Origin of the sequence: Atopobium sp. oral taxon 416, from assembly GCF_018128285.1 — a bacterium.
Lineage (GTDB): Bacteria > Actinomycetota > Coriobacteriia > Coriobacteriales > Atopobiaceae > Olsenella_L.
In genome coordinates this window covers 2,452,646-2,467,001 of record NZ_CP072380.1, presented here as the reverse complement: position 1 = coordinate 2,467,001, position 14,356 = coordinate 2,452,646, and the positions used below count along the sequence as shown (strand labels likewise).

Here is a 14,356-nt window from a genome sequence, read left to right as displayed (position 1 = left end):
GCTACTTGGCTGCCTTTCCGAGAAGCTTCTCAGCGGAGGAGGCGATGCCTTCTGCATCGAGGCCGTAGTAGCCGAAGACCTCCTTAGAGGTGCCGGTGACGACCGGGGCATCAGGAAGCGAGAGGTTCTCGACAAGACGGGGGCAGGAAGAGGCGACCGTCTGGGCAACACGGGCACCAAGTCCGCCATACGGCGAGTGCTCTTCGATGGTAAGCACTGCCTTGGCATTCTGTGCAGCCTTTACGACGGCCTCTTCGTCGAGCGGCTTTACGCAGTACATATCAAGAACGGTGGCAGAGATGTCCTTGGCCTCAAGCAGTGTTGCGGCATCGAGTGCCGGGCGCACGAGCTCGCCTGTGGCGACAATCGCGATATCGGTGCCGGTCTTCAGCCAGGTTGCCTTGTTCATCTCGAAGGGGTAGAAGTTTTCCGTGTAGATGTCCTCGACAGCGTTCCTGCCAACGCGCACGTAGGCAGGCTTCGTGTCATTGAGAAGCGCTCGGATGAGCTTGGCCGTCTGGGAGCAGTCGCTCGGGAGATAGACGCGCATGTTCGGGATGGCAGACATGGCTGCAATATCCTGTGCAGAGTGGTGGGACATGCCGAGCGCACCGTAGGAGATGCCGCCGGAGATGCCGATGAGCTTCACGTTCGTGTCGGAGTAGGCGCAGTCGACCTTTGCCTGCTCATAGGAGCGGGTCGTGAGGAAGCTTGCAGGGCTTGCAGCAAACGGCTTCTTGCCGCAGGAGGCAAGGCCGGCAGCGATGCCGACAAGATCCTGCTCGGCGATGCCGACCTCGATGGACTGCCCAGGGAACTTGTCGAAGAAGGGCGTAAGGGATGCAGAGCCCCTCGAGTCGGAACAGAGGACGCAGACGTCCTTGTCTGTGGCCGCAGCCTCCATCAGCACATCGCAGATGGCCTGCTTGTTCGCGATCTTGTTAGGCATGGCACTCCCCCTTGTGCACTGCGAAATCTGTGCTGACCTGGGCATACTCTTCTGCATTCGGCAGGTGGTGGTGCCAGGATGCCTTGTTCTCCATGACAGGAGAGCCGAAGCCCTTCGTCGTGTTGGCAATGATGACCGTGGGCTTGCCCTTCGTCTCCTCGGCGAGGGAGAAGGCTGCATCGAGTGCGCGGATATCATTGCCGGGGATGGAGAGGACATTCCAGCCGAAGGCTGCCCAGCGCTCTTCCTGGGAGTCCTGCTTCATGACATCTTCCGTCGAGCCGGAGATCTGGAGACGGTTCCTGTCCACGAGGGCGCAGAGATTGTCGAGCTCGAAGTTGCCGCCCGACATGGCGCCTTCCCAGACAGAGCCTTCTGCAAGTTCGCCGTCGCCCATGAAGACATAGGTGCGGTACTTGCGGCCGTCCATCCTGGCTGCAAGCGCCATGCCCACAGCGACGGGCAGGCCATGGCCCAGGGAGCCGGAGTTCATCTCGATGCCATTGAGCTTGTTGTTTGGGTGTCCGATGTAGGGGCTTCCGAACTTCGAGAAGCGTGCCTTCACATCGGCGAGGTCGAGGAAGCCCTCGTGGCAGAGGACAGCGTAGTAGGCCTCCATAGCATGTCCCTTGGAGAGGACGAAGCGGTCACGGTTGGGGTCGTCTACAGTCTCGGGTGTGATCCTCAGATGGTTCTCGTAGAGGACCATGAGGGCATCGATCACGGACATGTCGCCTCCGATATGTCCGCCGCCTCCTGCCATGATGATGTCGACACAATCCTGGCGCAGGTCCCAGCGCAGGCTCTCGAGCTTATCGATTTCCACAGCTACTCTCCCCTCAGATAGGCCTTGACGTCCTCTTCGATCGGATCGTAAAGGTCAGGCTGGATTCCCAGATACTTGCAGGCCTCATAGAGCACGGGCACCACATCGTCGTGGATGCCGGTGCAGTGGTGGATGTAGGGCCCTTCCACGATCTTTGCCTCGAGGCGCTTGATATTCTTGACGCGGACCCAGAGGTAGGTGCCCATGCCCTTCGGGCCATCGATGCCTTCTGCCGTGCCGAGCAGGAGCGAATACTTGCCGTTGTCGCCGTCGAAGCGGCAAAGCGTCACCTCGCCATGCTTGGCCTCAGCGGTAAGGGTGCCATTGTGGTCGAAGGCAAGCGGCGTGGTGATGGTCGGCTTCTTCATGGCAACAGAGCAGGGCCAGGGTCCGCAGTGCTGCAGGAGCTCGCCGTTGGGGTCGTCCGGATGGCGGATCGTCCAGTCGGCAAAGAACGAGCGCTTGCGGCCCATGTCTGCTGCCTCGATCATGAGGGACGTGATGGCACCATGGACATCCGTCTCGCAGGTGATCGGCGTGCCCTCCTCATTGAGAATCGAGTTCGCAGCGCAGGGCATCACGTGGAGCTCATGCTGGAGCTCGTTCCAGCACTGGATGCAGCCGGCCGTGCAGTGATACTTCTTGAGCATGCGGCGCATCGTGACGGCCATGGCGGTAATCGTACGTACCTGCTCATCGGTGCAGTTCTTCTCGAAGTGCTCATCGATCCAGTCAAGCTGCTTCTCGACGTCGGAGGTGCCGTTGCCCTTGTCCTCAGCAAGTGCTGCCTTCACGCCGCGCGTGAGCTCGGGCAGGGGCACAGGTACGCACTCGACACCAAAGCGCTCGAGGAGCTCGCCCTCGTTGCACATCGTGGAATAGAACTCGTAGGGACGGGGTCCGATCTGAAGGATGCGGGCAGAGTGGAACTTCTTCACGACATTGCAGACCGCAATGAAGTCACGGAGTCCGTGCTCGAAGACAGGATCGTCCACCCTGCAGTTCGTCATGTACGTGAATGGCACCTCGAAGCGGCGAAGCACCTTGCCTGTTGCGAAGAGGCCGCACTGCGTATCGCGCAGACGGACGCCGTTTGCCTCCGGGCGCTCATCGAGCGGTCCCCACAGAAGGACGGGCTTGCCGAGGTCCTTGGCAAGGCGGGCACAGATGAACTCCGTGCCGAAGTTGCAGTGGGGAAGGAACAGGCCGTCGACCCCTGCATCCTGGAACTTCTTCAGGACCCTGAGACGGTCGTCCTCGTCGTAGAGCAGGCCTTCCTCGTTGATATCGTCGATATCGACAAACTCGACGTCGAGCTCTTCGAGCTTTTCTGTGATGATCTTGCGGTACTTCCTTGCATCGGGTGCGCTGAAGATGCTCCTGCGCGTCGGTGCATAGCCAAGAACGATCCTGTCCATGAGGCTCCTCTCCTCTGTCCCTGAATCTGCCGCTCGGCGGATTGGAAGGGTAGCTTTCTTTCCTGAGATAGAGGATATGGATGAACTCGGCTACACTTAACGAGTGGGGGATATTACTAAATATTTAGCTCTAAATAGTTAGGCGTGGGAGCATGGCAGACAAGGTCACGGCGCGCGACGTCGCAAAGGCAGCATGAGTCTCTCCAGCGACGGTCTCTCTCGTGTTCCGGGACCGTCCGGGCGTCGGTGCCGAGACAAGGGACAGGGTGCGCAAGGTCGCAGAGGAGCTTGGCTTCGAATACGACGCACCATCTCAGCCCCGGAAGACCTCGACGATCTTGCTTATCATCTACAAGCAGCATGGACGGGTTGTCGCAGACACTCCCTTCTTTGAGAGCCTCATCAAGGGCGTCTCTGACATGACCTACAAGCTTGGCTATCACCGGCTTTCTGTCTCCTACTTCTATTCTCAGGAGAACAAGGCAGAGCAGCTGAGCAGCCTGCGCTCCATCAAGTGTGCCGGCATCGTGCTTCTGGCTACCGAGATGCGTGCGACCGATGTGACGCAGTTCGAGCACCTGGGCGTGCCTATCGTCCTTCTGGACAACTGGTTCCCGACAAAGAACCTCGACTCGGTCGTGATCGACAACTCCCGTGGCGCTTGGACAGCCGTGCGCTATCTCAGGAACATGGGACACACCGATATCGGCTATCTCCATTCCAATACGGAGATCAGGAACTTCCTCGAGCGCAGGGATGGCTATATCCAGGCCATGCGTCACTTCCATACGTCAGATATCGACCCGCTCCACACAATCGTGGAAGTGGGCTCCACGATGGAGAGCGCCTACAAGGATATGAGCCGCTACCTTGATGGAAACCCGTATCTGCCGACTGCCTACTTCGCCGACAACGACCTCATCGCAATGAGCTGCATACGCGCTCTCAAGGACCACGGCATCAGGGTGCCCGAGGATATCTCTGTCATCGGCTTCGACGATGTCTCGACTGCCGCCATAGCCGACCCTCCGCTCACGACCATGGCGGTGCCCAAGACGAATATGGGTGCCATCGCCGTGAGGCGTCTCGTCGAGCATGTAAAAGGGGAGACGGATGGCGAGGTCGTGCGTATCTCGGTCCTTCCGGAGATTGTCCAGCGTGCCTCTGTCGTGAAGCCGGATGAGGATGCCTGAGAGCGTGCTTTCTAAATCACAACTATTGAATCTTGTCAACCAAGAGTGCTAAATATTCCTAAATTCTCGTAAACATGCTACTAAATCGATAGAACGGTCAAGGCGAGTTCTTCCTTCTGTAATCTTCAGGTCAGCAAGCAATTCCGGATGCTCAGGCAAGGGGGCCTGGGGCCGGAGGGGCAAGAAGGGGGATTCAATGGCAGTCGACAACCAAAAGATTGCTGAGGGCGTTCTCGCCAATGTCGGAGGTGCAGAGAACATCGCGTCCGCGACGCACTGCATGACCAGGCTGCGCCTGACCTTCAAGGACAAATCGAAGGTCGATGGAGATGCCATCAAGGCCATCATGGGCGTCATTGACATCAATTGGGCAGGCGAGCAGCTCCAGGTCATCATCGGCCAGAGCGTACCGAAGGTCTATGACGCGGTGCTTGCGATGGGTGTTGAGGGTGAAGGCGCCATCGATGAGAACCTCGATGAGAACCTCATGAAGGAGAAGCTCACGCCGAAGGCCGTCGGCAATAAGATTCTCGACTATCTCTCTGGCTCCATGGTTCCGATGATTCCCCTTCTCATGGGCGGCGGCCTCTTCCGCACGATTGCAGCAATCTTGGGCCCGACGATGCTCGGCATCCTTTCGGTGGATGACCCGACCTACACGTTCCTCTACACGACGCTCTATGAAGCCTCGTTCTACTTTATGCCTATCTATCTTGGCTATTCTGCTGCAAAGAAGCTCAAGGCTTCCGAGGTCCTGGGCATGCTCTGCGGCGGTGTCCTGATTGCACCGACGGTAATTGCCGCAGCTACGGGCAGCACGGCCATCAGCGTCTACGGCTTCCAGATTGTCCCGGGCAACTATGCTCAGTCCGTCCTTCCGATCATCCTGACGATTCCTGTCATGGCACAGATCGAGAAGTGGATGAAGAAGCACGTGCCTGATGTGCTCTCCACGATGTTCGTGCCTTGGTTCACGATGATCGTTACCATCCCTATCGAGCTCATCGTTCTTGCACCTATTGGCAACCTTATCGGTACCGGCATTGCAAATGCGCTCTTCGGTCTTGCTGACGTGGGCGGCATCGGCATCCTCATCGTTATGGCTGTCCTCGGTGCTTTCTGGCAGCTCTTCGTTATCGCCGGCATGCATATGCCTGTCATCCTTCTTGCCCAGGTCCAGATCATTGCTATGGGCTATGATCCCTTCGTCTTCGTCTCCACGAACTGCGCTATGGCTGCTGTCTGGGGCTGCGCTATCGGTGCCTTCCTGCGTATCCACAACAAGGAGGAGAAAGGCATGATCGGTGGTTACATCGCCTCTGCACTTCTTGGCGGCGTGACCGAGCCGACGCTCTTCGGCGTGCTTCTCCGCTGGCGCCGCACCATGCTCGGCATGTTCATCGGCGGTGCAATCGGTGCTGTGTTCTCCGGAATCACGGGTGTCACCTATTACCTGGCTGGCGGTGCTTCCAACTTCCTCGTTATCACCAATTACCTGCAGGGCGGCACGCAGAACGTGATCTTTGCCGTCATCGGCATGGCAATCTCCTGCGTCATTGCCGCAGTGGTCGTCTACATGACCGGCTTCACGAAGGAAGAACTTGAGGCTCTCGACCACGAGAAGAGCTATCCGGTAGCAGCCTAGGGAAACGATGATTAATTCACCTCGATGAGGTCACTGGGGCCACACGCTGTATGCCGTCGGCTCAAAATGTCTCGAACCACGCAGTGCCCATACCCACATAGATGCCTATCTGTCTTCTGGATATGGTATAGCTACATCCACACATTCCAGCATATCCAAAAGGAAGATATGGGCAGCCAGATGAGCTTTTAAGACCTTAAATCCTAAGATCTAAGGAGAAAGACTAGGCAAGAGGCACACCTGGAGCGGATGGATGCGATCGTTGTGTGGGATAGCTGGATTGCACTGGTAGATACCAGCTACCATTCTCAGGCGCGTGGCAGGCATGTGCGCACTGCAAAGACGAAGCATAAGGATGTATCCTGCTTTAGGTCATGTTTGCTCTCTTAAGACGAGGAAACCTAAGGATGCTATCCTGGATTGTCACTCCTGGCAGCGCTTCTGTGCACGTAGACCTCATGCAGGCGCAGGTGCCAGATGCAACGACACTTGCGAAATTCCGCCATAGCCTCGAGCGGCGGGGACTCGGTAAAGCTATACTTCACGACCTGAATTCAGAACTCGAAAAGGCAGGGATCATGATGCGGGGTGGCTCCATTGTGGATGCGACCTTCATCGAGGCTCCGAGCTCCACAAAGAACAAGGACCACGCACGCGACCCCGAAGCGCACCAGTCCAAGAAAGGGAAGAACTGGCATTTCGGATACAAGGCGCATATCGGCGTGGATGCCGGTAGCGGCCTTGTGCATGCCGTGGAGACGACCGCCGCGAATGTATCTGACATATCCCAGGCACACGTACTCGTAAGGGAAGATGACAGGTTCTGCTATGCAGACTTTAGGCTATATAGGTATAGCGAAGCGCCCTTAAGGTCACAGCAGACCCACACCTCTCACAGATGCGCTGGAGTGTCGCAAGGAAACCTTCGACCATAAAGGGCCTTGCCTGTGCACTCTTGTCCGAGAAAGGCATCGAGTCCAGGAAGGCCTCCGTTCGCTCAAAGGTAGAGCATCCCTTCCTTATCGTGAAGCGGCGCTTCGGCCCCTTAAGGAAGCGCTACTAGGGGATAGAGAAGAACTCCTGTATGCTCGAGTCTGCCTCGCCCGTACAAACCTTACCCATGTGCATCTTTTGCCGGCAGGCTGCACCTCCCGGCTCCCAGCGTCGCTTGATCCGTCTTGGAGTCTCTGCCGAATGCGGTGCATGGGGCAGGACGGATGTAAGGATAGCGGCTCCTGCACGTGCTGGATGAGCATCCTTCCCTGCCTTTCCCGCATTCCGGCTGCGAAAAGTCGTGTGGTCGGTCCCCTCTAACACGTTATGGGGCATTAATCATCGTTTCCCTAGAATCGTCATCTCAAAACGGAATGGGTGGCTAGGCAGATGTGCCTGGCTGCCCGTTTTTTGAAAGGAGGCATGTCGAAGATATGCATGCGAAAGAAGCCCCATACGATGTGGCAGAGACCTGGCGCGAGACTGTGCTTGTCTTCGAGACAGCGCACGCCTTCTGCGATCCTGTCCGTGACTGCTGCATCGTAGCAGACTTCGCAGGCCCTGATGGTATGCATATCAGACGGGAAGCCTTCTGGGATGGCGGAAACAGGTACGGCGTGAGCTTTGCTATACTGAAGGCAGGGACGTGGGCATGGAAGCTCTCTGCTCCTCGCGAGAGCGGGCTCGATGGGAAGTCAGGCACGATCGAGGCGAAGCCGTACGCTGGCAGCCTTCCTATCTACCAGCATGGCTTTGTGCGCTGCGCCCATATGGGAGAGCTCTATGAGGGCAAGCCGCTGGCCCGGAACATCCTTGCCTATGCGGATGGGACACCGTTCTTCTGGCTCGGCGACACGCATCGGGAGTTTGCGCTGGGGGGAGAGCTGGGAGCGCTCGAACCATCCTGGCATAGAGAGTCAGTTCAGGAGCATGGCAGATAAGCGTGCTTCCCAGGGATTTACGGTCTATCAGACGAACCTCAGGAGCGATTTCCATGAGCACAGCCGCTTCTGGCTGACAAGGCCGGATGCAGAGCATCCCATCCCCAGCCCGGCTGTCTTTGCAGAAGAGATCGACCGTCGCATGCACTATCTCGCAGACCTCGGTCTTGTGAATGCACTCGGCTTTGCCTGGGGAAGCAGCATGGAGAGCGAAGGCGATGCGTTCGGCGCTGCTATGACCTTGGCGGAGCAGAATACGCTTGCCCGCTACGGGACGCTGCCTGTTGTCTGGACAATTGCCGTTGAAGCCTCAGCCTACGATCCTTCCCGCTGTGACTTCCTTGCCTCTGCCTTAAGCGAGGTGGCAAAGACCGTGCATGAGCTTGATATCTACCATTATCCCGTGACCGTGCACTCTGCCAATGAGCGTCCGTTCTCTGATTGCTTCTACGATAAGGACTGGTACAGCTTCACACTCGACCAGGCAGGGCACGGAGACTTCGTCGTAGCAGAGTCCGACTACCGGGACTATTTGGCCAAGCACGCGGACAAGCCGTTTGTCGAAGGAGAGGCGCTCTATGAAGAGTGCTCTTTGCTCGAGGAGAATGGCCCTTGCAGGATCGATGCCACGATGCTTCGCCGTGTGGCCTATCTGACCATGCAGCTCGGCGATGCTGGCTATACGTATGGTGCACAGGGCATCTGGGACAATATCTGGTCAGAGGAAGACCTCAAGAAGACGTCTTCTGTCCGCATGATGGCAGCCATCTTCAACCGCTACGGCGTTGCCTGGACCGAAGCGATAGATTCCCCCGGTGCCAAGCAGATGGGCATCAGGCGCTGCTTCTTTGAGGAGCAGGAATGGTGGACGCTCGAGCCTTATGGGCAAGGCGGCAGCGCGCTTCTCGGCAGGAAGACCCCTCTGGCTGCAAAGAACGCAGATGGCACGCATGTCGTGGCATACTATGCAGCGACGACGAGGCGTCCTCTTGCAGTTGATGGTATGAAGGATGAATCCTGGGTGCTCCGGTGGTTCGATCCGGCCACGGGCACCTATAGCGGAGAAGAAGTACGGCAGATGTCGGGCGGACGGATGCGTCTGCCTGACAAGCCGACGATGGATGACTGGCTGCTGGTCCTTACCAGGGCTGACAGCATCTTTTCGAAGAGGATGGAGCAGACACAATGAGCAAGGTATCGATCGAGGGCATGCATCTCGTACGTGACGGGAAGCCGTTCTTCTGGCTGGCAGATACCATCTGGACGGCATTCACGAGCCCGACGGACGACGAGTGGATCGAGTATCTCGACCTGCGTGCAGCTGAAGGCTTCAATGTGCTGCAGATCAACGCGCTTCCCCAGTGGGACCGCTGCAGTGTCGCAAATCCGCGCTATCCGTATGCAACAGCTGATGACGGCGTGACATTCGACTTCACGCAGGAAGTGCCCGCGTTCTGGGAGCATGCGAAGTGGCAGCTTGCAGAGGCCGTGAAGCGCGGCTTCACGCCCGCCATCGTTGCCCAGTGGAGCAACTATGTCCCCAATACCTGGGCCTCGAATATCGCCTCGCAGAACATCATTTCCGATGAGCTTGTGGATCCGGTCGTGCGCAAGATCTGCTCCTCGTTCAATGAGTTCGATCCGATTTATATCGTGTCGGGAGATACGGACTTCGACCACGAGGAGCCGACTGATCGCTACATGCTCGTGACAGACTGCGTGAAGAAGTACGCACCTGACGCCCTCATCTGCTACCACATCAAGGGCCGCTACGATGGGCTGCCTGAGTGTCTGGCAGAGCGTGCCGACATCTATCTCTACCAGTCGGGCCACAACATCACGGCACAGGCTGGCGCCTACACGCTGGCTAGGAGCTTTGCAGCACGTCCTCACAAGCGCCCGATCATCAACTCCGAGCCTTGCTACGAGCAGATGGGCTATTCGCACATGCTCTATGGCCGCTTCCGCCAAGAAGACTGCAGACGTGCGCTCTAGCTCTCGCTTCTGGGCGGTGCCTCCGCAGGCATCACCTATGGTGCACACGGCGTCTGGAACTGGCAGGGTGCAGGACAGGGCACGGGCCTCTTCGAAGGCGAAGGCTTCCTCAAGGCGCTGCCGCATGAGGTAGGCCTCCACTTTCCGGGAGCACGCGACTTCGGCTTTGCCAAGTCTCTGGCAGAGCGCCTCGATCTCTTCGAGCTTGTGCCTGCACAGGAGGTGCTTGCAACGCATGCAGACGATGTCTTCGCTTCGAAGACAGCTGATGGCTCGAAGCTTCTGGTCTATGTGCCCTATAACGCTGACATCCGCCTTGCCGGAGACTTCTCTTCCTCCCATGCCCGTGCGATCGATCTGGCTGAGCGCACCATCGTGCCGCTCGAAGCTCGCTTCGATGCGGAGAAGGGGACGACGCTTCTTGCCCAGGGAACCTGGTTCGAGGATGCTGTGCTCGTGCTTGACCTGGCATAAGCTGTCAGCAGCATAGATTATCTACAGCGAAGGAGCTGCACTCTTGAGAGGCAGCTCCTTCCTGCTTCAGCGCCAATGATGCGATGCACCGATTCTTGCTGTTTGCATGGTACGTCTGTGGTACAAAGAGCGGGATGAGGAATGAAAGGGGAGAGCATGGGCAAGGTGACGCTCAAGGATATCGCACGCGAGGTGGGCGTCTCGCCCTCTACGGTCTCGCTTGTCCTCAATGGACGCTATGTGCGCGCCTCCGATGCAAAGCGCCAGGCCATCCTCGACTGCGCACGCCAGAAGCACTATGTGCCGAACCAGATTGCACGAAGCCTCGTCTCCCAGCGCTCCGATACCCTTGGCCTCATCATTCCCAACATCGAGAGCCGCTTCTTCAGCTCGCTTGCGAAGCATCTCGAGCAGCGCTGCAGGAAGGCAGGATATGCCCTCCTGATCGCAAACTCGGACGATGTGCCGGAAAACGATGCAGAGCTCGTGCGCCTCTTCGTGAACCGTGGCGTCGACGGCATATTCCTCGTTGCGGCAGGAGGTCTGGCACCCGACCCTGCGCTCGCAGAGATGCTCTCGTCTTTGCCTGTCCCATTCCTGATGGTCGACCGTGTGCTCGAAGGCGTTCAGGGCGACTCCGTGAGCTTCGACAATGTGCTTGGCGGCTACCTCGCGACAAGGCATCTCCTGGAGCAGGGGCACCGTCGCATCTGCTGCGTCGCGAACCTGCAGGAAGGCACGGGCAGGAAGCGCGTACAGGGCTATGAGAAGGCACTTCGCGAGATGGATGTTGTGCCTGAGCATGCGCTCGAGCTCCAGAGCCGCTACTACATCCCCGACGCCTACCATGTGGGGGATGCCGTGATTGCGACAGGGGCGACTGCGGTCGTCGCCACCTCAGACAACATCGCGCTGGGGCTTCTGAAGCGCTTCCTTGAGCGGGGGCTCCATGTGCCGGAAGACCTCTCTATTGTGAGCTACGACAACTCGGCAGCAGGCGTGCTCTTCGAGCCGGCACTTACCTCGATTGAGCAGAACGTGAACGAGCTTTCCGAAGCTGTCCTTTCTCTCATGATCGAGCGGCTCAGAGGGACGCTTCCACTCGAGCCGAAAGCCTGCCCTCTTGTGCCGAAGCTCGTCTACAAGGACTCGGTCAGGGTGCCCTGAGGGGCATCTGCTAGATTGAGCTAAATTTTTTGGTAAATCATATTTTCATATGGTGATAAAACGTTTTATCACCTATATTGCATTTCAGAAGCAAACAAGGGAGAGAAGGAGTGTCAAATGGCTCAGCCTGTTTTGGGTACGCCCTGGAAGAAGCTCAACCGTGCCGTTTCGGATGAGGAGGTCACCTGGCTCGACCGCTATTGGCGCTGCGCGAACTACCTGTCCGTCGGCCAGATCTATCTCCGTTCCAACCCGCTCATGAGGGCAGACTTCAAGAACGAGGATGGTCCTGACGGTTTCACACGCGAGGATGTGAAGCACCGTCTCGTCGGCCACTGGGGAACGACGCCGGGCCTGAACTTCCTCTATGCCCATGTGAATCGCCTCATCCATGACCACCAGCAGAACACGCTCTTCCTGATGGGCCCGGGCCACGGCGGACCGGCTGGCACCTCGCAGAGCCTGCTCGATGGTACATACCGCGAGATCCGTCCGGACATCACGGACGACGAGGCAGGACTCCAGAAGTTCTTCCGCCAGTTCTCCTATCCTGGCGGCATCCCTTCGCACTATGCTCCTGAGACCCCGGGCTCCCTCCATGAGGGTGGTGAGCTCGGCTACGTGCTCTCCCATGCCTATGGTGCCGTGCTCGACAACCCGAGTATGCTCGCTGTGGCAGTCGTGGGTGACGGCGAGGCCGAGACCGGTCCTCTCGCTACGAGCTGGCAGACGAACAAGTTCATGGATCCTCTGACGGATGGCATCGTCCTGCCGATCCTTCACCTCAATGGCTACAAGATTGCGAACCCGACGATTCTGGCGCGCATCTCTGACGGTGAGCGCGAAGAGTTCTTCCGCGGCATGGGCTACCATCCGTACAGCTTCGTTGCTGGCTTCGACGAGGAGGACCACGAGTCCATCCACAGGCGCTTCGCAGCACTGCTCGAGGCAGTCTTCGACGAGATCTGCGACATCAAGGAACGTGCGGCTGCAGGCGAGAGCTCCCGTCCGTTCTATCCTATGATCATCTTCCGTACCCCGAAGGGCTGGACATGCCCGAAGACCATCGACGGAAAGAAGATCGAGGGTTCCTGGCGTGCACATCAGGTGCCGCTGGCATCTGCCCGCGATACCGAAGCACACTTCCAGGTGCTCAGGGGTTGGCTCGAATCATATGAGCCCTCTGGCCTCTTCACGCCGGAAGGTTCCATCCGTTCCGAGGTCACGGAGTTCATGCCAGAAGGCAAGCTCAGGATCGGCGCGAACCCGAATGCCAATGGCGGCGTCATCAGGAAGCCGCTTGTCCTTCCGAAGGCAGAGGACTACGCCTTCGACGTGGACACGAAGGGCCATGGTGCAGGCACGACCGAGTCGACCCACGTGCTGGGCGAGTACACAGCCGAGCTTATCAATAACAACCGTGATCGCTTCCGTATCTTCGGTCCGGACGAGACGGCTTCTAACCGCCTGCAGCCGAGCTACCAGGTGACGGACAAGCAGTGGTTCAACGGTGACCTCAACGACGATCCGGCAAACGACGAGCACCTCGCTCCTGTCGGCAATGTTATCGAGCAGCTCTCCGAGCACCAGTGCGAAGGCCTGCTCGAGGGTTACCTCCTGACCGGGCGCCATGGCCTCTGGTCTTCCTACGAGTCCTTCGTGCACATCGTCGACTCCATGGTGAACCAACATGCCAAGTGGCTCGAGGCAACCGTGCGCCACATCCCATGGAGAAAGCCGATCTCCGGCCTCAACATGCTGCTTTCGAGCCATGTCTGGCGCCAGGACCACAATGGCTTCTCCCACCAGGATCCGGGCTTCGTGGATGTGCTGCTCAACAAGTGCTGGAACAACGACCATGTGGTGAACATCTACTATCCGGCAGATGCGAACATGCTGCTCGCCGTGGCAGAGCGCTGCTACCAGTCCACGAACTGCATCAATGGCATCTTCGCAGGCAAACAGCCTGAGGCTACGTGGCTCTCGCTCGCAGATGCACGCGAGGAGCTCAAGAAGGGTGCTGCCGAGTGGAAGTGGGCATCCACGGCCAAGCCGGGCACCGAGCCTGAGATCGTCCTCGGTTGCTGCGGTGATGTGCCGACGCAGGAGATACTTGCGGCAACCGAGCTTCTCGATGCGCTCGGCGTGAAGGTTCGTGTCGTGAACGTCGTCGAGCTTCTGAAGATCCAGAACGCGCAGGAGAATGACGAGGCACTCTCCGACGACGAGTTCGCAGAGCTCTTCACGACGGACCGTCCAGTGCTCTTTGCCTTCCATGCCTATCCTGACACGATTCATCGCCTGATCTGGCACCGTCCGAACCATGACAACTTCCACGTGCATGGCTATGAGGAGTACGGCTCCACGACGACACCCTACGATATGCTCCGCTTGAACCACATGGACCGCTGGGCTCTTGCGGCAGATGCTCTGAGGATCCTGGATGCCGAGAAGTGGGCAGACCAGATCTGCAGATGGGAGAAATTCCGTCAGGATGCATTCCAGTTCGCTGTGGATAGGGGCTACGACCACCCTGCCTTCACGGACTGGGTGTGGCACGATGCAAAGGACACGGGTGCTGCCCTTTCTGCTACGAAGGCAACTGGTGGAGATAACGAGTAAGGGTCTCCTATACCTGTTCACTAAAGGCACTGCAGCTTCAGGCTGCAGCGCCTTCTCCGCATTCTGGCCCTGCTTTCTTTTTGAAACTCGCTGTTAGACCATAATTGACCTAAGAAGGGCCCAAAAGTGTCCG

Annotated in this window: 11 protein-coding genes and 2 pseudogenes; 10 read left to right on the top strand and 3 right to left on the bottom strand. The window is 58.1% G+C overall.

What is annotated here, in order from left to right:
- Nucleotide 1: 1 nt before the first annotated feature.
- Genes J4859_RS12840 through J4859_RS12830 form a run of 3 tightly spaced genes read right to left on the bottom strand, consistent with a single transcriptional unit; the run spans nt 2 to nt 3,193 of the window.
- Nucleotides 2-949, bottom strand: a complete 948-nt coding sequence (locus J4859_RS12840) for a transketolase family protein (protein WP_212330335.1) — start codon at nt 947-949, stop codon at nt 2-4.
- Nucleotides 942-1,775: a transketolase gene (locus tag J4859_RS12835; RefSeq protein WP_212330333.1), complete on the bottom strand. Its 834-nt coding sequence runs from the start codon at nt 1,773-1,775 to the stop codon at nt 942-944. Before J4859_RS12835 ends, J4859_RS12840 begins: the two co-directional genes overlap by 8 nt.
- A gap of 2 nt (nt 1,776-1,777) precedes the next feature.
- Entirely contained in the window at nt 1,778-3,193 is a 1,416-nt protein-coding gene (locus J4859_RS12830; RefSeq protein ID WP_212330331.1) for an L-fucose/L-arabinose isomerase family protein, read from the bottom strand.
- Nucleotides 3,194-3,402: 209 nt separating this feature from the next.
- On the opposite strand from J4859_RS12830, the pseudogene J4859_RS17125 reads away from it, so the two are divergent.
- From J4859_RS17125 to J4859_RS12785, 10 genes and pseudogenes are all read left to right on the top strand, one after another.
- Nucleotides 3,403-3,477: pseudogene (locus J4859_RS17125) on the top strand (hypothetical protein); the annotation flags it as partial.
- Nucleotides 3,460-4,386, top strand: a complete 927-nt coding sequence (locus J4859_RS12825; RefSeq protein WP_256436885.1) for a substrate-binding domain-containing protein — start codon at nt 3,460-3,462, stop codon at nt 4,384-4,386. The pseudogene J4859_RS17125 and the gene J4859_RS12825, both read left to right, overlap by 18 nt.
- A 196-nt stretch (nt 4,387-4,582) precedes the next feature.
- Nucleotides 4,583-6,031, top strand: a complete 1,449-nt coding sequence (locus J4859_RS12820) for a PTS transporter subunit EIIC (protein WP_212330329.1) — start codon at nt 4,583-4,585, stop codon at nt 6,029-6,031.
- A gap of 443 nt (nt 6,032-6,474) precedes the next feature.
- Nucleotides 6,475-6,966 (top strand): IS5 family transposase, encoded by a 492-nt coding sequence (locus J4859_RS12815; RefSeq protein WP_212330327.1) that lies wholly within the window; start codon nt 6,475-6,477, stop codon nt 6,964-6,966.
- Between the two features lie 492 nt (nt 6,967-7,458).
- Nucleotides 7,459-7,965: a DUF5060 domain-containing protein gene (locus tag J4859_RS12810; protein ID WP_212330325.1), complete on the top strand. Its 507-nt coding sequence runs from the start codon at nt 7,459-7,461 to the stop codon at nt 7,963-7,965.
- Complete coding sequence (locus J4859_RS12805; protein WP_212330323.1) at nt 7,955-9,154, top strand: DUF4038 domain-containing protein; 1,200 nt, start codon at nt 7,955-7,957, stop codon at nt 9,152-9,154. Before J4859_RS12810 ends, J4859_RS12805 begins: the two co-directional genes overlap by 11 nt.
- A pseudogene (locus J4859_RS12800) lies at nt 9,151-10,149 on the top strand (DUF4038 domain-containing protein); the annotation flags it as partial. The gene J4859_RS12805 and the pseudogene J4859_RS12800, both read left to right, overlap by 4 nt.
- Before the next feature lie 33 nt (nt 10,150-10,182).
- The gene (locus J4859_RS16430; RefSeq protein WP_249113858.1) at nt 10,183-10,434 is read left to right on the top strand and encodes a hypothetical protein; all 252 of its coding nucleotides are present in this window, start codon (nt 10,183-10,185) and stop codon (nt 10,432-10,434) included.
- A gap of 141 nt (nt 10,435-10,575) precedes the next feature.
- A complete protein-coding gene (locus J4859_RS12790; RefSeq protein ID WP_249113647.1) occupies nt 10,576-11,601 on the top strand; it encodes a LacI family DNA-binding transcriptional regulator in 1,026 nt (341 codons plus the stop codon).
- 117 nt (nt 11,602-11,718) lie between these two features.
- A complete protein-coding gene (locus J4859_RS12785) occupies nt 11,719-14,223 on the top strand; it encodes a phosphoketolase (RefSeq protein ID WP_212330319.1) in 2,505 nt (834 codons plus the stop codon).
- The last annotated feature ends 133 nt before the right edge of the window (nt 14,224-14,356 follow it).

What these genes read in the sequence shown, in the direction of transcription:
- J4859_RS12790 (WP_249113647.1), top strand. Translation starts at nt 10,576, where the DNA reads ATGAAAGGGGAGAGCATGGGCAAGGTGACGCTCAAGGATATCGCACGC.
- J4859_RS12810 (WP_212330325.1), top strand. Translation starts at nt 7,459, where the DNA reads ATGCATGCGAAAGAAGCCCCATACGATGTGGCAGAGACCTGGCGCGAG.
- J4859_RS12820 (WP_212330329.1), top strand. Translation starts at nt 4,583, where the DNA reads ATGGCAGTCGACAACCAAAAGATTGCTGAGGGCGTTCTCGCCAATGTC.
- J4859_RS12805 (WP_212330323.1), top strand. Translation starts at nt 7,955, where the DNA reads ATGGCAGATAAGCGTGCTTCCCAGGGATTTACGGTCTATCAGACGAAC.
- J4859_RS12840 (WP_212330335.1), bottom strand. Translation starts at nt 949, where the DNA reads ATGCCTAACAAGATCGCGAACAAGCAGGCCATCTGCGATGTGCTGATG.
- J4859_RS12830 (WP_212330331.1), bottom strand. Translation starts at nt 3,193, where the DNA reads ATGGACAGGATCGTTCTTGGCTATGCACCGACGCGCAGGAGCATCTTC.
- J4859_RS12785 (WP_212330319.1), top strand. Translation starts at nt 11,719, where the DNA reads ATGGCTCAGCCTGTTTTGGGTACGCCCTGGAAGAAGCTCAACCGTGCC.